A 19,355-nucleotide genomic window follows, 5' to 3' on the forward strand; every position below is an offset into this window, starting at 1 on the left:
GCGGCTACGATCAGGCTGCGATGAAGGCCTCTGCAACGCTGCGAATGCCTGCGGCATCGAGCTTGTAATGAGCGTAGAGATGGGTGGGCGGCGCGATCAGGCTGTATTCGTCGTAGATGCCGTGGCGCTTGAGCTTCACGCCAAGCCCCTCGTCGGTCAGCACTTCGGCGACCGCACTGCCAAGTCCGCCTAGGACGTTGTGCTCCTCGACTGTCATGATCTTCTTCGAGCGGGACGCGGCGACGAGAATGGCCTCCCGGTCGAGGGGCTTGATGCACGCCATGTCGATCACGCCGACGGAGCGCCCATCTTCATTCATCGCCCTGGCAGCCTCAAGCGCGCCGTGCACGGCCATGCCGCAAGCGATGATGGTCAGTTCCTCGCCCTTGAAGTGCTCATGCGCCTTGCCGAAGGCGAATGTCGGTGTGCCTTGATAGACCACGGGATCGCGGCCGCGGCCGATCCGGAAGTAGATCGGCTTGTCGTAATTGGCGGACGCGCGGATCGCAGCTTCCAGTTGCGGACCATCCGCCGGCGACACCACCGCGATGTCGGCTATCGAGCGCATGATGGCGATGTCTTCCGTGGCATGGTGCGATGTGCCGTAGAAGCCGAGGGAAATCCCGGTGTGGTGGCCGATCAGGCGAACCGGCTGCGCGCAATAGGCGACGTCCATCCTGATCTGCTCGCAGGCAAGCAAGGCCATGAAGGAAGCGAAGGTCGCCACGAAGGGCACCACGCCGCAGGTCGCGATGCCCGCGGCGGTGCTGACCATGTTCTGCTCCGATATGCCGAAGGAGATATAGCGGTCGGGATACGCCGCCGCGAAGCGGTTCAGGCCGTTCGAATATTGCAGGTCGGCCGATCCAGCCATGACGTTATGGCCTGCCTTAACCAGATCGATCAGTCCGTTGGACAGGTGGTCAAGGCCTGGATTGACGGCGTTAAGACCGCGATATTGCCAGGAATTGGGAGATAGCGGACCGTTCATTTCAAGCATCCAGCGCGTTGATCTCAGCGATGGCCTTTTCGGCATCGGACGGGTCGAGATAACCCAGGTGCCAGCCCGGCTCGGTCTCCATGTAGGAAACGCCCCTGCCCTTGCTGGTCCTGGCGATGATCATGCAGGGCTTGGCGCGCTCGTCATCGGCCCTCACCCGGCGCAGCAGCTCTGTGACCTTCGCCACGTCATGGCCGTCGACCTCATGGACTTCCCAGCCGAAGGCGCGCCATTTCTCGTCGAGCGGCTCGATATTCATCAGGTCGTCGACGCGGCCGTCCAGCTGGTAGCCGTTGCGGTCTACGATGGCGATGAGATTGCTGGCCCGGTGCTGGGCGGCATTGATCGCGGCCTCCCACACCTGTCCTTCCTGCATCTCGCCATCGCCCATCATGCAAAAGACCCGGTAGTCCTTCTCGCCGGTCCAGCGCTGCGCCAGCACCATGCCCAGCGCGTTCGACAGCGCATGGCCGATCGAGCCCGAAGAGAAGTCGACCCCGGGCACTTTCCGCATGTCTGGATGATCACCAAGCGGACTGCCGAGACGCGTATATTGATCGAGCCATTCCTTCGGGAAGTAGCCGAGATCGGCATAGATCGGAAACAGGCCCACCGCAGCGTGCCCCTTGCCGATCGTAAAGCGGTCGCGGCCGGTCCATTTCGGATCGCCACGACGTAGCCGCATGACGTCGTAATAAAGCGCCGCGAAGATTTCCGCTGCCGAGAACACCGACGTGTAGTGGCCGGTCTTGGCGATCTCGATCAGCCGGATCGTCTCAAGCCGCACGAAGCGCGCGCGATCCTTCAGCATCGCCTCCACCTCCGCCGTGGGCTCGAAGCTGTTGCCGCGCGTTGGTGTAGAGCCGCGCGGCGGATGCTGGATACGGCCTTTGTCGTCGGAGTTACTGTTCGAGGACATCGCAAATAGCCTTGCTGAAGCGATCGAACATCTCGTCGACCTCTTCTGGTGTGATGATCAGCGGCGGACAGAAGGCGAGCAGATTGCCACGGGATCGAAGCACGAGACCATGATCCAGGGCGCGATCGGCGATTACTGCTCCCAGCGTCTGTGATGGATCGCCAGTTCTCTTCGCGGTTGCGTCGTCACGGAGCTCGATTCCGCCGATCAAGCCGACGCCGCGCACCTCATCGACGGACGGATGGTCACGGAAACTGCGCAGGCGCGCCTGAAAATGCGCCGACACCGTTTTCACATGTTCGGAAAATCCGTCCTCCCGATAGATCGTAATGGCTTCCAGCGCCACCGCGGCCGCTACAGGGTGACCGGAATAGGTAAAGCCGTGGGAGAAGGCGCCGACTTCGTTGCTCAAGGATCTGATGGCATCGTGGATGCGCTCCGTCAGCATGACCGCCGCTATCGGCTGGTAGGAAGCTGAAAGTCCTTTGGCGAGCACCATCATGTCTGCCTTGATGTCGAAGGTCTGAGAACCGAAGGGCTGTCCCGTCCTGTAGAAGCCGCAGACGATCTCGTCGACGATCAGCAGGATGTCGTATTTATCCAGAACCTTCCGGATCGCTGGGAAGTAGCTCTTTGGAGGAACTATGACCCCACCCGCCGCCATTACAGGCTCAGCTATGAAGGCGGCGATGGTGTCCGGACCTTCGCGCTGAATGAGATCGTCGAGCGACATGGCCAGCCGATGCACGAACTCGTCCTCGCTTTCGCCGTTCCGCGAAAAGGCACTGTGATGCGGACAGTCGGTGAAAATGATCCAGTCGAGCGGCATCGGCAGGCCGGCATGGCTCGTCGGCATTCCTGTGAGGCTCGCGGCCACGATGGTTCCGCCATGATAGGCATGGAGCCGAGATATCACCTTCTTGCGGCCGGCGCGGTTCATCGCGTGGTGGTACGCCCAAGCCATCTTGATGGCGCTTTCGTTTCCTTCGGACCCCGAGGTGGTGAAAAAGGCCTTGGTGAAATGCGCCGGCGTCATCTCGACCAGGGCCTCGGCGAGTTGGGTGACCACGGGCGACGTGCGCCTGTAAAACGTATGATAGGAAGGCAGCGTCTCGAGTTGCCGGCGCGCGGCGTCCACCAGCCGATGGTTGCTGAAACCCAGCGAGGCGGCCCACAGGCCGGACATGCCTTCGATGTAGGGCTTTCCATCTGCGCCGAAGACGCGAATGCCCTCTCCTTTGGCGACCACGATTGGCCCGTCGCGATCGAGCAAGTCCGGATTCGTGAATGAATGGAGTTGGGACGCGATGTCCCTCGCCTCGATAGAATTGGGACGCGTGGCCATTCCTGCGCATTCTCCTCAGTTCGTTCGGCCTCAGTGGAGCGAACCTCGCGAAAATAGATATCGGCCCGCTGCGAAATTTGACGAAAAACGCTATAGGTTAGACATCTTTGGATTGCCCCTCGCCGAACCGGGAAACGATGGTCAAACGTGAACATCCTCTAAAGGTCGCCCTCGTAGTTGCGCCGCAGGTCTCGCTGCTGACCTATGTGCTCGCTTATGAGCCGCTTCATGCCGCCAACCGGCTGAGTTATGAACCGCCTTTCGACATCAGGATATTGACTGTCGAGGCCCAAGAGCTTGTGGCCAGCAACGGGATGCCGATCGCGCATGACGGTGTTATCGACGACGTCAGCCGCTTCGACCTCGTCATCGTCGTGGCTTCGTTCGAGCCGGACGATTCATACAAGCGCCGGCTCAACAGCTGGCTGCGCCGCCAGTCCCGATACGGCGCGATGCTATGCGCGCTGGATCATGCCGTTTGGCTATTCGCGGAAGCGGGACTTTACCCAGAGCAGACCCAGATATCGGCCAACCGCGAGATACTGGGTGCGATGCAGGAAAAGTTTCCGCGTCTCGACGTGCAGGGAACACTCTACTCAATCAGTCGGAACCGAATGACCTGCGGTGGTCATACCGCGACGCTCGACATGTTCCTGGATTTCATCTCGCAAACTTGTGGCGAAGGTCTTGTCCAAGTGCTGCTGAGCGAAATGCTGTATTCGTCCATCCGGCAAGGTGACACATTGCAGTCGGATTCCCTCAGCGCGGGGAACTGGAAAATGCATCCGATGCTGAACAGGGCGCTGAACGTCATGGTGACGAACATCGAGAGGCCACTGTCTCTGAGGGAAGTGGCGCGTCGGGCCGGAATTTCGCTCCGGCAGCTCGAGCAACTCGCCAGGAATTCCAACGCGCTCATGCCTTCCAGGCAGTATCTGGAAGTTCGGCTGGCACACGCGCGAGAAACATTGATCTATACGGACATGACGATATCGGAGATCGCCCTCGCGACGGGATTTTCGGCCCTGTCGGCATTCTCCCGGGCGTTCGGTGCCCGGTTTCAGTCGTCGCCCCGGGACTATCGGAATCGCTTCCGCAAGCGGATGATGCGACCGTTCATTCGGTAGCTTGCTTCGGTCCGAGGAACCGAACGGATGGCCGTCACTCCACGTATTATCCTCAACGTGCAGCAGCGTCGATGAGATAGCGCGTGTGCTCGTGCTGTGGATTGCGGAACAGCTCTTCTGTCGTGTTGATCTCCAGGATCCTACCAGCGCGCATAACTGCCGTCCGATCGCTGAAATGGGCAGCGATCCCAAGATCGCCTGTGATGATGACCTGCGCCATGTTGCGCCGCTTGACCATGTCGTGGATGAGGTCGAGGACCTGCCTCTGGATGGTCACGTCGAGACCGGCCGTGGGTTCGTCGGCGATTAACGTCGACGGCGAATGCATAATGGCCAGCGCGACGCAGACACGCTGGGCCATTCCGCCGCTCAGTTCGTGTGGGTAGGCCGAAAGACGCGTCTCGGGGTCCGTTATGCCGACGCTCGACAGAAGCCTCATCGCCTCGTGGCGAGCCCCGGAGCGATCTATTTGTCTGTGCGCCCTCAGCGCGCCTATCATCATCTCGCCGATCGTCGTCAGCGGATGTAACTGCTGGCGAGGGTTCGGAAGGATCGCCGCGATGCTCGACCCTCTCAGGGCCTGGACCTGCTTGTCTGGCATCGCCAGGAGATCGCTGCCATTATAGGTGATCGTGCCGGCCGACGCGTAAACGTCCTTTGGCAGAACGTTCAGCAGCGCCCGGGCGAGGATCGTCTTACCCGACCCGGATTCCCCGACTATCGCGAGCGTCTCGCCGCGGACAATGGACAAGTCGATGCCTGAGAGGAGTTCGCGCCGTGCCGAGCCGCGTCCGGCGGACACGCTCAGGCCGCGTACTTCGAAGATGCCCTGCTTACCGCTCACAGGCCTGATCGAACACTTCGCAGTCTCGGACATCGGTGTCGCCGGGACGGACACCGTCGCCGGTTCGGCCGGGCGGCGACGCTGGTGGAGCGCAATGTTGAGGACTTCACCCACCACGCCAAAGCTGAAGACAATCAGCCCAAGCGCGGCACCTGGAATGAGCGAAACCCACCACTGCCCGGTCATCAGATAGGGCGCGCCCGACGCGACCATATTGCCCAGTTCGGGGGTCGGCGGCTTGATGCCGGCGCCGACGAAGCTAAGTCCCGCCGTGAGCAGGATGGAGAATCCCACCGTGACCGATATCTGGACGATGATCGTAGGCAAGGCGTTCGGCAACATGTGCCGAACCCCCAACATGAGTTCGGAATTGCCTACTGACACGGCGGCCTCAGCGAAGGGCTTGCGCCGTAGGGTGAGGACTTCCGAACGCACCAAGCGTAGGAACACCGGGGCATTCACAAAGGCAATCGCCAGAACGATGTTCAGGCTGGTTCCGCCGAAAAGCGCCACGAGCACGATAGCGAAGATGAACACCGGGAACGCCTGGACGAGGTCGAGCAGCCGCATAAGAAGGTTCGATATCAGCATGCCGCCGAGACGTTGAGACGATTCCAACAGCCCGGCTGCTATGCCCAGAGGTGCCCCGATCAAGACCGAGAGCGCCGTTGCCAGCGACGCGATGAGGACGTCGGTGCGTGGCGCGGTCAGGATGCGCGAAAAGATGTCAATGCCGTTCTCGTCGGTGCCGAACCAGTGATGGAGGTCCGGCGGGAGAAGGCGCTCGTCGGGCCGGGCCACTTCGGGACGATACGGCACTATCCATGGTCCAACCACTGTGAGCACGATGATGACGAGCCAGACGATACAGATTATCCGCTGCCAAGACGGCAGCCGCCGATAAGTGCCAAGGACGGTGTTCATCATCGGTGGCTACCGGTCGCCGGCAAGTCTGGGGTCAACGAACAGCATGGCGATGTCGACCAGAAGGTAGATCGTCGCCGTCACGATGGCCGACACCAGAACGAAGCTCTGCAGCGGCGCATAATCCGCCGTTGCGATGGCCTTGATCGCGTATTGGCCGATCCCATTGAGATTGAAGACCGATTCCACTAGGACCGCCCCGCCGAGCAGAAATCCGGATACGACCCCGGTCATAACCAATGTCGGGCCGGCCGCGCTGCGGAGAGCGCGCAGGAAGGTGGTCCGGCGTGGCAGCCCGAGCATTATACCGTAGAGTGTGTAGTCACTGGCGAGGGCTTCCTCCATACGGCCGCGCAGCATTTTGAAGATCGGCGCACCGTAGACGAACGCCAGGGTCCCGACCGGCATCGCCATATGAAGGAATACCGATTTCACGAGTTCCGTATCGCCGGCGATGATGCTGTCTACCAAGACGAAACCGGTGATCCGTTCAGGCGGTATGTCAAGAATGCCCAGTTGCCCCTCCGGGCCGGGCAACCAGCCGAGCGTCACGAAGAACACGAAGATCAGCAGCAAACCTAGAAGGAAATCGGGAAGCGCTCCGGCCAGCATGCCGTACCCAACCGCCAGCCGCCGAAGCTGGCCTACGAACGGATTGAGTGAGTCCGAGGCGGTCACGATCGCCATCGGAACCAGGATGAGGAGAATTGTCAGCAGCGACAGGAAGATCAATTCCAGAGTAGCCGGGAGGCGCGTCGCAAGATCTTCGGCCACGAAGGTGCCGTTTACCCAGGAGCGGCCGAAATCGCCCTGTAAAAGACGTTTAAGATAGACGGTGTACTGTTCCCAAATGGGTCGGTTGAGGAGCAATTCGCCTCTGAGTTTTTCAACCGTCGCTTCCGGAGCGAGCGGGCCGAGCTGCAGGCGCGCGGGATCTCCGGGCAGCAATCTGACGATACCGAAAGTGACAAACGATATGGCAAGGAGTTGCGGCACCAGTACCAGAAGGCGATAGCCGAGGTGTTTCAGAAGCTTCATCGAGATCTTTCGATGCGGGGCCTCAAGGCGCCGCGCGTTATTACGGCAACGGGGCGGGGGCAGCCCCCCGCCCGGATAACGTCAGGGCGCAATATTCAGATCGCGCACCTGATAATAGTTGCCCGGATACCATTTGTACCCTCTCACCTTGTTGGAGAAGCCGAGGCCGAAGTAAGGCTCGACGACCCATCCAAGCGGAGCATCGGCATGGATCAGCTTCTGCACCTCCTCATGTGCCTTGATGCGCTCTTCCATTCCGGTCACGCTGCGGCCGGCGGTCAGAAGTTCGTCGACTTTCTCGTTCTTGTACTTCTCGTAGTTCACGGCGCCGGTCGACGAATAGATCAGCGTTGAGGCATAGCTTGGGTCGGGCTGAATTGGGAAGTCGATCCACAGCGCGAGATGCGCCTGCTTCGACTGGACGGTGGAGGCGAGGGCAGCTACGGGAAGCTTTTTGAGCGTCAGGTCTATCCCGGCGTCTGCGAACGAAGTTTTCAGCAGAATCGCGATGGATTCCTGGACGGGATCGTCAGCGCTGTAGATGAGTTCATCGCTCAGATTAGTTACCCCCGCAGCTGCCAGCAACTCCTTGGCCTTGGCCGGGTCGTAGGAAAAGTCGGCGAAGGTTACGTGCCCAGGATAGATGCTCGGATAGACGCCCTGGAACTCCGCGGCCATGCCCCGGTAGATGTTCTTGACGATATCCTGACGGGGGATCAGCAGATTGATGGCCTGGCGGACGCGCGCGTCCTTGTAACTGTCCAGCGCGTTGTTGATGACGATGAAAAGGTTCTGGTTTCCCTTCACCGCGATCGGCTTAGCAACGGACGATCCAGACAGGGACATGATCTGGTCGGGCGAGAGGCCGTCGGCGATGTCGACCGTACCCCGGTTGAGAAGCGCCAGCCGGTTCGTACTTTCCGGCACCACCTGGAAGATGATCCGCTTCACCGGCAGCTCGCCGCGCCAGTAGTTGGGATTAGCGTCCATGACCACCCGCTTGCCTGCTTCCCAGGTCGTCACTGAATAGGGGCCGAAGCCGCCCCCATGCTGGGAAATCCAAGCGTCTCCCCACGGGTCCTCAGCGGTTGCATGCTTCTTGATCTCGGTGGAATCGTACCAGGGCCAGTAATTGTTCGTCAGGATCGTGCACGCCAAGGGCATGGGCTGCTCGGACGTGATGTTAACCGTGTAATCGTCGACCTTCGACCATTTCGCCCGATCGTCGACGTTGGCTATGGCCATCAAGAAGGCATCGATTGCCTTGGTAGCCAACGCGCGGTCGACGCGCCAGAGCACGTCGCCAGCCGTGAATTCATTGCCTGGAGCCGATTTGACACCCTTGCGCAGCAGGATTGTGGCCTTCTTGCCGTCCGCCGAAAGTTCGCATCTGTCGATGATGCTTGCCTTCAGCTTTCCGCTGCGGAGATCGGGATAGCTAAAATCGTCCTGCGGGCGGGGATCGAAGGCAGCGCCCGTTCCAAACGGATACGACCCGGCTTCCCATTGCATCCCCTCGTCGTAGACTTGGGCGGCCATGATCCAGGTCTGTGGACTGACATCCTTGTTGAGGTCGATGCCTTGGGGCGTACCCGGTATGGCGACGACCAATGTGTCTTTCGCTGATGCTGAGAGCGTGCCCGCTCCGAGCAGGAGGGCTGCGGTGAACGAGAGCGAGAGAAATTTTGCGCGTATATGCACTGCAGGCATAGGCAATCTCCTTGTGGCGTTTAACTGACATGGCCCCAGCGGCGGCAGGCGGACTGGTGCGACGCCGCAATTTCGACGAGTGGAGGTTTTCCGCGCGAGCAGGCTTCCTCGCGTATTGGGCAGCGTGGATAGAGCTGGCACTCGTCCTTGGTTTCGATGGCGGAGGATATTTCGCCCTGGATCACGTAACGATCTGGCTTGCGGGAAGGATCGGGAAACAGCACCGCCGACAGAAGCGCGCGGCTATAGGGATGACGCTGGCTGGCGATGATATTTTCCGTCGGCGCCACCTCGACCAGGCAACCCAGATACATGATCGCTATGCGATGGCTGATCTTCGCCACGGAGTTGAGGTCGTGGGAAATGAAGATGTAGGCGGTCTTGAGCTCGGCCTGGATGTCTTTCAGCGTCCGAAGCAGTGCCGACCGAGCGGTCGAATCGAGCTGCGAGGTTGGCTCGTCAAGGATCACGAGGTCGGGCCTGGTGACCAGTGCCCGGGCAATTCCCACTCTTTGCTGCTCGCTGGTCGTCAGGTCGGCCGGCAGTGCATGAACCACGTCGTAGGGCAACCCCACCAGGTCGAGCATCTGGCGAATGCGCCCGTCGCCGGCTCCATGGTCGACGTGATGGATATTCAACGGCTCCCGTAGGCTTGCGCCGATCGACACACGTGGATCAAGCGAGCCAAAAGGGTCCTGGAATACGAGTTGGATGCGGGCGCGCGCGGACCGCAGCGCCCGTGGTGTCAGTGTCGTCAAGTTCTTCCCGTCGAGGTAGATGCTGCCCGATGTCGGCTCGATTAGACGCAGGATGCAGCGCCCGACGCTGGTCTTGCCTGAGCCGCTCTCGCCGACGAGCCCGAGCGTTTCCCCTCTCTGCAACGAGAACGAAACGTCGTTCACGGCAATGAGCGTTTTACCGCGCTTCAGGTCGAAGGTCTTTGTTAGCCGCTCGACGCGCAGGAGAGGTTCACTGCCTGCCACGGCCATCAGCGGGCGCCCGCGGAGAGCTTGAGCCTTAGCCGCCGCGTTCCATCGACGTCGACTGAGAGGTTGTCATCAGTCGTTGAACCTTCAAAGACAACGCCGTAGACATCCCGGGCGCGGTCGATGGTCTCGTAGCCTTCGACGATGTCGTAGAGGACGCGGTCGGGGCTACGATCCAAAGGATCGCCATATCCGCCGCCGCCATTGTCGATCCCCTTGATCCACTCGCCTTCCGCAAGCGGGCAAACGACATAGGCATCCAGTTTGGTGGCTGATCCGTCGCGTTCGATCTTGAAATTCGCACCTGAGCGGCCAGGCTTTCCCCCATGTACGCCACGCGGCGGATTTTCCTGTCCATTGCTAATCGTCATGACGAGCATCTCGCCGCGATGTGGCCCGAAAACCACCTCAGTGCCCGGGCCTCCGCGGAAGCGGCCGGCGCCGGCCGAATTGACGGAGATCGTCATCGAGCGGACGAGCATCGGATAGCGCTGCTCGTCCACCTCCACGCTGTCTCGGTAGAGTAGACCGGCAGCCGGCGGAACCAACAGATAGACCATCCCATCGGATTGGGGCGAGGCGGGGCCACCCCCGCCCATTAGGAATATCTGGTTCACGAACGGCGCCTCATCCCGCCGCCGATCCTTTCCGGAAATCACGCTCGCGCCGACCGAATTGCAGCAATTGCCTTCGGCGAGGCCGAATCCATCTCCAAGCTGGCTGAATGCGGCCTGCGTCGTGTTGACGATGACGTCCGCCACCAACGTCGTCGCCGTCGAGCAGCTGTGCGGAAATTGTGGAATGCCTGCGACGCAGTTCTCCCGAAGCAAGACCTTGATCCGGCGAAAGCTGCCGGAATTGTGTGGTATGTCATGGTCGAGACAGTTGAACACCGCCGTCATCGCATTGGCCGTCGCGGTGGCCTCGGTCTGGTTGATCCCGCTTTCCACGCAGTCGGGGTTGTCGCGCAGGTCCACGACGATCGACGCATTCACCGGATCGATCTCGGCTTTGACGTTGATGATGATTTCCGACGGCTGGAAGGGCGGCAGCGCGTCCAGCCTCCCGGACATCTCGAAGCTGCCGGCAGGGAGCTTGCGTATGGCCTGGGCGCATCGGCGCTCCGAATAGTCGAACCATTGCGCGATGAAAGTCCGGACCGTGTCGACGCCATACTTTTCTACGAAGCTCTTGAGCCGCTCCTCGCCGATCCGGCAGGCGCCGACACTGGACAGGTAGTCGCCATACCACTGCCCGGGAATGCGGATACGACTGCGGCACATGCGGACGATGTCTTCGCAGTCCTTGAAATCCTCCTGGATCCGAATGCACGGAAAGATCAGCGAGCCTTCTTGATATACATCCGTCGCGGCGGCGAAATAGGTCGTCGGAACGCTGTTGCCGCAGTCAGCCTGGTGCGTTTTGACGACCGTCGTGAACAGATGCTCGTGTTCGTGGAACACCGGCACGAGGAACGTGTGATCGGCCGCGTGCGAATTGCCCAGATAGGGATCGTTGTGAAGGTAGGCGTCGCCCGGCTTTAGATCCGGATGTAGCCGGCTCATCGTCTCGGCCTGGAGGTTGACGCCGTAAATGTGGATGGGCAGGGCTTCGGCAGCGCTTAGCAGTTCGTTGTTGCCTGTCACGATCGCGCATGAGAAGTCGCGCGCCATGCCAATCATCGACGACCGTGCCGAGAGCAGAACGGTGTTCGTCATTTCGCGCACGATGGCCTCGACGCGATTGGACATGATGGCAAGCTGGACGGGATCGAGCATCTTATCGTTAGCAGTCGCCATTGTCCAAACCCCTTAGTCCCGAAACCGGTGTGAGGATGTAGTTGTCTCTCAGCGTCACGCGTGCCGAGGTCTTTGGATAGACGACGATGGTGGTCGTTGCCTCCTCGATGATCGCCGGACCGTCGATGTGGTCGCCGGGCGTCAGCTGATTGCCGTAATAAACGGGAACGCGAGTCATCCCCGTCTCTGTGAAATAGCAGGCACGGTGCTTCGCAGGCGCCGGCGTGGACCGGGCGGCTTCGGCCGTCGCGCTGGCTAGAGGCGGTTTCGTCAATTCGGCGCGCAGACGGGCCTTCCAGTTCACGCATTCGACCGCGCTGTGCACATCCCGGACGCCATACAGCCGTTCATGAATATCGTTGAAGGCGACCACCAGCGCCTCGATGTTTGCGTCTGTCTCAAATCTTTCCACGGGAACCGGGACTTCGATCTCGAACTGCTGTCCGCTGTAGCGCGCCTCGACGAAGAACGAGCGATGGAACCGCTGAATGCCGCGTGCGGCCAGCCGCTCCCGGAAATCTTCCAACTGCGCCTGGAGGGAGCTCAGAAGGGCATTGGCCTTGTCCATGTCGAAATCGGCCGTTGACAGGAAGCAGGACCCCGGGAACTCGACGACGATGTCAGAAAGTTGGGCTCCACAGGCGCTGAGCGCACCGGCGGTTCTGGGCAGGAGGACGCGATCGCATCCCAGCGTTTGGGCAATGGGCAGGATGTTCAGCCCCGCCGCACCGCCGCCAGCGACGAGGATGCTGTCGCGGGGGTTTACGCCGTCGTTTACCGTGATGCTTTGGATCGCGCCGATCATGTTCTCTGTCGACAGTGTCAATATGCTGGTCGCGGTCTCATGAAGGCTCTTGCCGATCTGCTCAGCAATTTGTCCGACGATCGCTTCAGCCGCGCCGACGTCCAGCTTCATGCGTCCGGCAAGGAAATAATCGGGATCGAGGTAGCCCAGCACCACCGCCGCATCGGTCACCGTCGGGCTCGTCCCGCCGCGGCTGTAGCACGCCGGTCCGGGCACCGATCCAGCACTCTTCGGCCCGACCCTGAAAAGTCCGCCGGAGTCAATCCAGGCGATTGAGCCGCCGCCGGCGCCGACGCTTCGCACATCGACGGTGGACATACCGAGGTTGTGGCCGACATACTGCTCGCCGAACCACGTCTCACGCGTGTATTTGACCATGCCTTGCCGAACCAGGCTGACGTCGAAGGTGGTTCCGCCCGCATCAACGACGATAATGTCGTTACCGAGCTTTTCGCTTTCGGCATAGGCGAGGCCGGCCAGCGGAGCCATGGCCGGCCCGGACATCACCATGTAGCTTGGTTTGGCTATGACGTCTTCGATGTGCATCACGCCGCCAAAGGAGGTGCTGACCAGAAGCTCGCCGGTGAACCCTGCTTCGGCGAGATCCTGCTTCAGGGCGCTCAGATGCTCCTGCATCAGCGGCTTGAGGGAGGCGTCTATGGCAGTCGACGACGCGCGCGGATACTCGCGGATGATCGGATTGAGCTGGTGCGACAGGGTGAACGGGACGCCCGGTAGTATCTCGGCGATGCGTTTGCCGACCGCAAGCTCGTGCGTCGAATTCACGATCGACCACAGAAGGCATACGGCAATCGCCTCGACGCCCTTCGCCTTGATCTCATGCAGAATGCGGTCGAGCGCCTCAACGTCGATGGGCATCAGCACCTCACCCGCCGCGTCGACACGCTCCGGAATCTGCCAGGTCAGGCGACGCGGGACGTAAGGCGGCGGAAGATCGATGTTGAGCTGTGTGGCGTTGAGCTTGCCCCCCTGCCGATAGACGAGGATGTCGGGAAACCCTTCTGTTACCAGGAAGGCTGTCTTGGCCACCTTCTGTTCGACGATGGCATTTGTGGCGCGGGTGGTGCCGTAGATCAGCACGCTCGTGTCCTTCAGCAGCGCCTCCACGGGCAGGCCGAGCTGGGCCGCAGCGCTGGCGACCGATGCCGAGAAACCCTCGAAGCTGCGGTGTGGCGTGGTGAGCGCCTTTCCAAGCACAAGCTTGCCGTCGGCGTCAGTGACGATGACATCCGTGAAGGTACCACCGGTGTCGACCGATATTCGAAAACTCATTTGTGGCCCTCAAATACCGATACAGTGGGGGTAGGCAGTTGCACCCTGTCGAAGAGCAGGGTCAGATTGATCCGCCGATGTACATACCCGTCGCGAAATCGGAAGGGCAGGCTTTCATGCAGCAGGCTCGAGTCGAAGATCACGGCGCGATTGCCGCGATAAGGAATGTCGACATATTCCGACGCCGCGGCCTTCGCGGTGCACCATGCGGCTCGGTCGCCGTTGTAGTCCCCGAAGTCCCAGCCTTCCGGAGCCTTGACATCGTAAATTCTCAGGCCGCCGGCCCTGCCGGGCTCCGCCGAACTTTCCGGAGTTAGCCAGACATTGACGTTGATCGCAGCCTGGTCAGCATGCACCGCCGTGCCGGTGCCCTCGCTCGGATATTTGAATGCCCACAACTGGCTGAGCCCGTGCCCCTTGAGCAAGTCAGGAAGCAGGCGGGGCAATTCCTCGGCTAGGCGCACCGCTGTTTCCGGCGCAAAGCCGTCGTGGAGATAAGCGCCAAGATATCCTCCTCGGCGCTTGCAATCGAACCATACGGTGGCCTCGCGACAGAAGCGTACCAATGTTTCCAACGCTTCTGGCGACAGGAAGTTGTCTACGATGGCGAAAGAACGTCCTGTCGCAAAAGCAGCTTCTACGTCGGATCCGTTCAGGCCTCCGCCGACAACCGCGTCTTTCGAATGCGGAAGCGACGGTATATTCACCGCCCGTCCGTAGACGCCGCTGGTTGCCGTGATCTCCTCGCTCGTCATCTCGAACGGATCCGAAAAGCCGTGCGCCACTGCACGGCGCCGCGCGATATGGCGATAGATCGCTGCTTTCCCTGCCAGACTCTCATCGATGCAGCCGATCCACCAAAGGTATTCGAGTTGCTCGGCGTCGTGCTCCAGACGCGCCACTGACGTGATCGATGCACCTCCCGACCGGAGTGGATCGACGATGTTTGCGGCGGACGTCTTGCTGTACCAGCGGGAACTGCGCCCGAGGTCAAAAGACTGCTTGAAGCAAGCGACCGCCTGCCGAAGATTGCCCTGCCGCTTCAACGCTTGGCCAAGATCGTTGTGAGCGTCGGGCGCAAATGGGTCCAGAGCGATTGCGAACTTGAACGCCTTAGTCGCCGCGGCCATGTCGCCGGCGAAGAAAGCCGCCTTCCCAGCCAGCATATGGCAGACGCGGTTGCGCGGCATGGCGGCCGAAGCTTTGAGCAGATACGGCAAACCCTCCCTATGACGTCCGGCCAAGGTACAGGCGAAACCCCACATCATCTGGCTGGCGGGGTGACCGGGTCGCGCGGCAAGGGCCATGGCTGCCAAGTGAGACGCGGTTTCAACGTCACCATTGGTCGCTGCGGCGTTGAAGTCTTGGAAGAACGACGAAACCAAGTCTGGCTCTACCGATTTTCCAACGCCTTCTGCAGCACCGGAATACGCGTCGCGATGAGTTGGCTCTGCCTGGATCATGAGGGCCGATCTTCAACGCATTCTGGATCGCAGTTTAACGAATTGCGCTATCTACTTGTCGAATCGCGCTACCTCGAAGACTGTCGACGCTCTGGACGACGCGGAATAGGAAAGTGCGACGGTGTAGCGCCAAGCGAGAGATCTTCCTCGATCCCGCCGGGCGGTTCAGCGAGAGCCTGGGAAACATTCCATGTCCTCACGATATAGAATCCGCCAACTCACAGATCGCGATCAAGCCCGCAGTTCCTCTCCACGGCTTCAACCCACAGAACAGGCGTCGGAAAATCACACCTCCCTGACAGGCCGGCGCATGTCAGCAGCCGGCTCACCGTCGCTTCGGACACGCCGGTTTGCAGAGCGATGTGCTTGCCGGTCAGGCGCTGCGGCGCAAAGCCACGATTACATCCGCCACCGCGGCTTCGGTTCGCCTCGGACTTGACTTGGCTCGCGAAGGACGGTCGACCATGCCGGCGCTTCCCTCGATCTGGAAGCGCTCCCCCAGCGCGCCACCACCTTCATGTCCGCGCCACATCGGCTTTGGAAAGACGGCCTTTAACAATGTCGCGGGACATCTGCTCTCGACGCAGCGGCGTCAGACGGGCATTCTTGCAAATGCTCATGCAGTCTTCCGAGAATCTGAGCCTTCGACAGGCCTCGGCGAGTTATGTCAATAGCACCCGTATACAGGAGATGGCCTTCTTGCGAGCCGGGAATGCGACCGAGGTTATGTTTTCCGGAGAGCCCCTGTCTATGGAGGCGATAGCGATATCCCGTTGCATGAACGAGCTTGCGAACGAGCATCTCCGGAGCAGTATCGGTGCCTCGCACCCGGATCACACGCTGGTTTGGCTGGATGGGTTAGTGTAGCATCTATGAAATATGGGCGCCTTGCCAGAAATTAATAAGATTAATAGGAAAATGATTGGTATCCTCAATGTTGTTTAGCATATATCCTGCATCAAAAACTGAACTTAGATCGATAAATACAAAGTACGGTTTGCAAAAAGACAACTGGAACGACTACAGTTTCCAAACTCTCTACGGTCTTTATTACAAGCCAGAGGAAGACAGTTCGGAGATTGTGTTCATTGGCGGCGTCAAAATCCTACGACGTGGGCAGGCCGCTGCCGATCCGTTGCAAGTCGATGATCCATTCGACCGTCTAGGTCCAGAGTTTTGTTCGGTTGGGACGTCGCTGGACTACTACGAGCGCCTATCCAATATCCGGCAAAGCGATCGCTATGAAATCGTAACAGCGTTGAATGACGTCATCGCGAACTCGCAACTCAGTGTCGAGTTCATGACCGAGCCCGGTTGGAAGACATCGCTTTTCCGCGATAATTCCGAGTGGGAGCGGTTCCTCGATGACGCAACGGCGGTATATAACAAAACATCGGGGCAATTGCCGGACATCACCGCCGCCTTCTCCTTCCGGCCGAGCGAGGCATCCGACGAGCTCAACCTAAATTTCAACGCGCCAGAGCCCCAGATGTATCCAGGGCCGTATCGTCGCGTGGGACCAAGCCGAAAAGAGGTTCTGCTTCCAAGGCGGATTGTTGCGCTGATCGGTCGTAACGGCTCGGGAAAAAGCACGGTTCTGGCCCGGCTGGCTCACGTTGCCTTCGCGTCGAAAGACGCGCGCACGAGCAGTGACGTCCGTGCGATGGGAGAGCTGACGCCCCCTGATCTCAATTTCTTCCGCATCATCACGGTTTCCTACAGCGCGTTCGACAACTTCACCGTTCCGGGCTTGGAAGCTCGAGACAGGCGGCAGCAGTCACTTGAGATCGAGAGGGGGCAAGGTCGTTTCGTCTATTGCGGTCTGCGTGACATCGCCGAGGAGGCTCGGGAAAACCTCGCGTACGAACCGCGACGGGTGCCCGCAGAGCCTAGGGAAAACGAATTGGGTCACCAGCGAAAGACGTATTTGAAATCGATCGACAAGCTCGCGGATGAGTTCGAGGCGTTGCTCAAACGGATCAACACGACGGGGAAGAGAAGTCTCTTTCAAGCAGCGCTAGAACCGATCTTCGCCGACCCTTCTTTTTCGCAGCTCAGCGAATTAGCACCGGTGGAGCTGCTTGACGAAAATCCCCGCCAAAGCTTCATGGGCTGGAGCACGGGGCACAAGATCGCGTTGCATGTCGTCGCGTCGTTGGTCGCAAACGCCACACGAAAGTCCTTGGTCCTGTTCGACGAGCCGGAGACCCACTTGCATCCGCCCCTCGCAGCCGCTTTGATGCAGTCTCTACGCATCATCCTCGAAGAGACCAACGCATTCTGCATAGCGGCCACGCACTCGGCCGTGGTTATTCAAGAAACATTGGCTCGCCACGTCCGCATCGTCACTCGCAGTGGTGACGCGATGCAGTTCGCGAAGCCGCGCCTTGAAACCTTTGGCGAGAATCTAGGCGTTCTCACATACGACATCTTCGGCCTCACGGTGGCGGGCACCGATTTTCATGAAGTTCTCAATCTTCTGGTCAAAGGCGTGAAGGAAATTGAAGAAATTGACGCGCTGTTCAATCCAGGCCTGAGCGCCCAGGCTCGTGCCTACGTCCTCTCCAAGCTCGCGGCGAAGAAGAGGGCGAATTGAGAAATCTACCGATGCCCTCTCGCGCAAGCGCGAAAGACGACCTTAAGAAGGTCCTTATCACGTACAGCTACCGCGGTCCGCAGGGCTATGCCGCGGGTGACGCCGAGATAGATTCCATTTTGGCGCTCTACGATGAATATGACCAAGGACCCGCGGTGCCCTCGAACTCTCTAAAGGGCCAGGGCCTCGTCGAGAAACTGAACGAGGCGGTGGCGCATGCGTATGCACACACCTACGAGGGGAGAAAAATCCCTCATGTCCGAGAACAAGCATTCAAGGGCGTCAGCCATTGCCCGATATGTGGAATTAGTAAGCCAGGCGAGCTGGATCACTTTTTTCCTCAGTCCAAATACAAGCCACTTACCATTTATTCCCGCAACCTTGTCCCGCTTTGTCACGATTGTAATTACATCAAGAAGGCCAAGGACGAGGAAGCCGGAAATCGACTGTTCCCTCACGCGTATTTCGATATCTTGCCGGACGAGGACTTCGTGCGTGCCGACGTCGCCATCGTGAATGGCGGCTTAGTGGCCAATTTCTCTGTCGCTCAAAATGTCGCCAACATGCCGCCAGCCTTATACGACAGGCTCGTCTATCAGGCGAACACGCTCAACCTGAGCGAAAGATTTGGCGAGGAGATATCCGGCGTGCTCGTGAGCCACATTGTAAATCTTCACCTGATGTTTCGGGAAGGCGCGCAAATGGTGCGGCGTTTCTTACTCACGCAAGCGGCTGTGGAAAGACAGACCTATCATCGCAATCATTGGCGACCGGTCCTCCTTCAAGCGCTCGCCGATCATGCTCTCTTCTGTAACGGGGGCTTTGCGATAGTGGCGCCGATGGATCCCCAGCTACTTGAGGGCATGACGGCTGACACCGAAGGCTAAGCCCACCAGATTGAGGCTCGGGTGCGGATGGCCGTGCACTGCCACGTCGGTTAGCTCGTGGATGCTGGCTCACACCAGCTCCGCCGTTGGCCCCCTATGATCGCGGTTGCCGAGCACGAGGTGCTTTTCTCCGTTGAGCAGCGGCCGGTAGTCGTCCGATTCCGCCGCAGGATCGTTCGTGACGGGAGGCGTGGCCGCGAGCAGGCCGTAGTGGCGGATGCGATGGAAGCCGCGCGGCAGGACATGGAGCAGGAACCGGCGGATGAACTCGTCTGTGGCGAGCGTCATGGAAGGCGACGTCGGCGACCTCGGCCGGCAGGGTGAAGGCGACATGGAAGTAGCCGACCGGCAGCAGATCGGCTTCCCGCTCGGCAAGCCAGGTCCGCGCCGCCGCGCCCTGGCATCTGGGACAGTGCCGGTGCCGGTTGCGGCTGCTGTTCTAGGCGATGCGCCACTGACCGCAGTCCTCGCAGGCCCGCCAAGGGCTGCGGTGCGGCAGTTCTCGATCGCTGACATCACGTTGAGATGATGATGGCTCAGGTGCCCTGCATGGGTGGCCCGGTAGGCAGGCCCAGCAGCACGGAAGATGTCGGCAACCTCCAGGTCCGCGCGCACCGGT

The 19,355-nt window shown here is 60.1% G+C and carries 15 protein-coding genes and 1 pseudogene; 3 read left to right on the plus strand and 13 right to left on the minus strand.

Annotated features, from left to right (window positions below; all coding sequences use genetic code 11):
* Positions 1-10 precede the first annotated feature (10 nt).
* The 3 genes from EJ069_RS16290 to EJ069_RS16300 all read right to left on the minus strand — a co-directional run bounded on the left by EJ069_RS16290 (position 11) and on the right by EJ069_RS16300 (position 3,264).
* Positions 11-991 (minus strand): transketolase C-terminal domain-containing protein, encoded by a 981-nt coding sequence (locus EJ069_RS16290; protein WP_126062164.1) that lies wholly within the window; start codon positions 989-991, stop codon positions 11-13.
* 1 nt (position 992) lies between these two features.
* Positions 993-1,811 (minus strand): transketolase, encoded by an 819-nt coding sequence (locus EJ069_RS16295; protein WP_127258542.1) that lies wholly within the window; start codon positions 1,809-1,811, stop codon positions 993-995.
* Positions 1,812-1,902: 91 nt separating this feature from the next.
* A complete protein-coding gene (locus EJ069_RS16300) occupies positions 1,903-3,264 on the minus strand; it encodes an aminotransferase (RefSeq protein ID WP_126062166.1) in 1,362 nt (453 codons plus the stop codon).
* Between the two features lie 137 nt (positions 3,265-3,401).
* Here EJ069_RS16300 and EJ069_RS16305 point away from each other — a divergent pair, with 137 nt between their 5' ends.
* Positions 3,402-4,391, plus strand: a complete 990-nt coding sequence (locus EJ069_RS16305) for a helix-turn-helix domain-containing protein (RefSeq protein ID WP_126062167.1) — start codon at positions 3,402-3,404, stop codon at positions 4,389-4,391.
* 52 nt (positions 4,392-4,443) lie between these two features.
* Here the strand turns inward: EJ069_RS16305 and EJ069_RS16310 are convergent, their stop codons facing one another.
* The 8 genes from EJ069_RS16310 to EJ069_RS16350 form a co-directional block, all read right to left on the minus strand.
* Positions 4,444-6,162, minus strand: a complete 1,719-nt coding sequence (locus tag EJ069_RS16310) for a dipeptide/oligopeptide/nickel ABC transporter permease/ATP-binding protein (RefSeq protein ID WP_126062168.1) — start codon at positions 6,160-6,162, stop codon at positions 4,444-4,446.
* A gap of 6 nt (positions 6,163-6,168) precedes the next feature.
* The gene (locus EJ069_RS16315) at positions 6,169-7,197 is read right to left on the minus strand and encodes an ABC transporter permease (RefSeq protein ID WP_126062169.1); all 1,029 of its coding nucleotides are present in this window, start codon (positions 7,195-7,197) and stop codon (positions 6,169-6,171) included.
* 81 nt (positions 7,198-7,278) lie between these two features.
* A complete protein-coding gene (locus tag EJ069_RS16320) occupies positions 7,279-8,907 on the minus strand; it encodes an ABC transporter substrate-binding protein (protein ID WP_126062170.1) in 1,629 nt (542 codons plus the stop codon).
* 20 nt (positions 8,908-8,927) lie between these two features.
* Positions 8,928-9,896 carry an oligopeptide/dipeptide ABC transporter ATP-binding protein gene (locus tag EJ069_RS16325; RefSeq protein WP_126062171.1) on the minus strand — a complete coding sequence of 323 codons (969 nt, stop codon included), beginning with the start codon at positions 9,894-9,896 and terminating at the stop codon, positions 8,928-8,930.
* The gene (locus tag EJ069_RS16330) at positions 9,896-11,692 is read right to left on the minus strand and encodes a hydantoinase B/oxoprolinase family protein (protein WP_210211342.1); all 1,797 of its coding nucleotides are present in this window, start codon (positions 11,690-11,692) and stop codon (positions 9,896-9,898) included. Before EJ069_RS16330 ends, EJ069_RS16325 begins: the two co-directional genes overlap by 1 nt.
* Positions 11,679-13,790, minus strand: coding sequence for a hydantoinase/oxoprolinase family protein (locus tag EJ069_RS16335; RefSeq protein WP_126062172.1), 2,112 nt, complete (start codon positions 13,788-13,790; stop codon positions 11,679-11,681). Before EJ069_RS16335 ends, EJ069_RS16330 begins: the two co-directional genes overlap by 14 nt.
* Positions 13,787-15,253 (minus strand): tetratricopeptide repeat protein, encoded by a 1,467-nt coding sequence (locus tag EJ069_RS16340; RefSeq protein WP_126062173.1) that lies wholly within the window; start codon positions 15,251-15,253, stop codon positions 13,787-13,789. Before EJ069_RS16340 ends, EJ069_RS16335 begins: the two co-directional genes overlap by 4 nt.
* A gap of 552 nt (positions 15,254-15,805) precedes the next feature.
* Entirely contained in the window at positions 15,806-16,090 is a 285-nt protein-coding gene (locus tag EJ069_RS16350) for a hypothetical protein (RefSeq protein WP_126062175.1), read from the minus strand.
* Positions 16,091-16,250: 160 nt separating this feature from the next.
* Between EJ069_RS16350 and EJ069_RS16355 the strand changes: the two genes are divergently transcribed.
* Positions 16,251-17,849, plus strand: coding sequence for an ATP-binding protein (locus EJ069_RS16355; protein ID WP_245456614.1), 1,599 nt, complete (start codon positions 16,251-16,253; stop codon positions 17,847-17,849).
* 11 nt (positions 17,850-17,860) lie between these two features.
* Positions 17,861-18,736, plus strand: coding sequence for an HNH endonuclease (locus EJ069_RS16360; protein WP_126062177.1), 876 nt, complete (start codon positions 17,861-17,863; stop codon positions 18,734-18,736).
* A gap of 69 nt (positions 18,737-18,805) precedes the next feature.
* Here EJ069_RS16360 and EJ069_RS16365 read toward each other — a convergent pair whose 3' ends face one another.
* Both EJ069_RS16365 and EJ069_RS16370 read right to left on the minus strand, forming a co-directional pair.
* Positions 18,806-19,024, minus strand: coding sequence for a transposase (locus EJ069_RS16365; protein WP_189476421.1), 219 nt, complete (start codon positions 19,022-19,024; stop codon positions 18,806-18,808).
* Positions 19,025-19,037: 13 nt separating this feature from the next.
* A pseudogene (locus EJ069_RS16370) lies at positions 19,038-19,351 on the minus strand (transposase zinc-binding domain-containing protein); the annotation flags it as partial.
* Between the last annotated feature and the right edge of the window lie 4 nt (positions 19,352-19,355).

The organism is Mesorhizobium sp. M2A.F.Ca.ET.043.05.1.1, assembly GCF_003952445.1.
GTDB lineage: Bacteria > Pseudomonadota > Alphaproteobacteria > Rhizobiales > Rhizobiaceae > Mesorhizobium.

Bases quoted from the DNA above. Each gene is read 5' to 3' on its own strand.
- EJ069_RS16290 (WP_126062164.1), bottom strand. From the start codon at position 991: ATGAACGGTCCGCTATCTCCCAATTCCTGGCAATATCGCGGTCTTAAC.
- EJ069_RS16295 (WP_127258542.1), bottom strand. From the start codon at position 1,811: ATGCTGAAGGATCGCGCGCGCTTCGTGCGGCTTGAGACGATCCGGCTG.
- EJ069_RS16300 (WP_126062166.1), bottom strand. From the start codon at position 3,264: ATGGCCACGCGTCCCAATTCTATCGAGGCGAGGGACATCGCGTCCCAA.
- EJ069_RS16305 (WP_126062167.1), top strand. From the start codon at position 3,402: ATGGTCAAACGTGAACATCCTCTAAAGGTCGCCCTCGTAGTTGCGCCG.
- EJ069_RS16310 (WP_126062168.1), bottom strand. From the start codon at position 6,162: ATGATGAACACCGTCCTTGGCACTTATCGGCGGCTGCCGTCTTGGCAG.
- EJ069_RS16315 (WP_126062169.1), bottom strand. From the start codon at position 7,197: ATGAAGCTTCTGAAACACCTCGGCTATCGCCTTCTGGTACTGGTGCCG.
- EJ069_RS16320 (WP_126062170.1), bottom strand. From the start codon at position 8,907: ATGCCTGCAGTGCATATACGCGCAAAATTTCTCTCGCTCTCGTTCACC.
- EJ069_RS16325 (WP_126062171.1), bottom strand. From the start codon at position 9,896: ATGGCCGTGGCAGGCAGTGAACCTCTCCTGCGCGTCGAGCGGCTAACA.
- EJ069_RS16330 (WP_210211342.1), bottom strand. From the start codon at position 11,692: ATGGCGACTGCTAACGATAAGATGCTCGATCCCGTCCAGCTTGCCATC.
- EJ069_RS16335 (WP_126062172.1), bottom strand. From the start codon at position 13,790: ATGAGTTTTCGAATATCGGTCGACACCGGTGGTACCTTCACGGATGTC.
- EJ069_RS16340 (WP_126062173.1), bottom strand. From the start codon at position 15,253: ATGATCCAGGCAGAGCCAACTCATCGCGACGCGTATTCCGGTGCTGCA.
- EJ069_RS16360 (WP_126062177.1), top strand. From the start codon at position 17,861: ATGCCCTCTCGCGCAAGCGCGAAAGACGACCTTAAGAAGGTCCTTATC.
- EJ069_RS16365 (WP_189476421.1), bottom strand. From the start codon at position 19,024: ATGACGCTCGCCACAGACGAGTTCATCCGCCGGTTCCTGCTCCATGTC.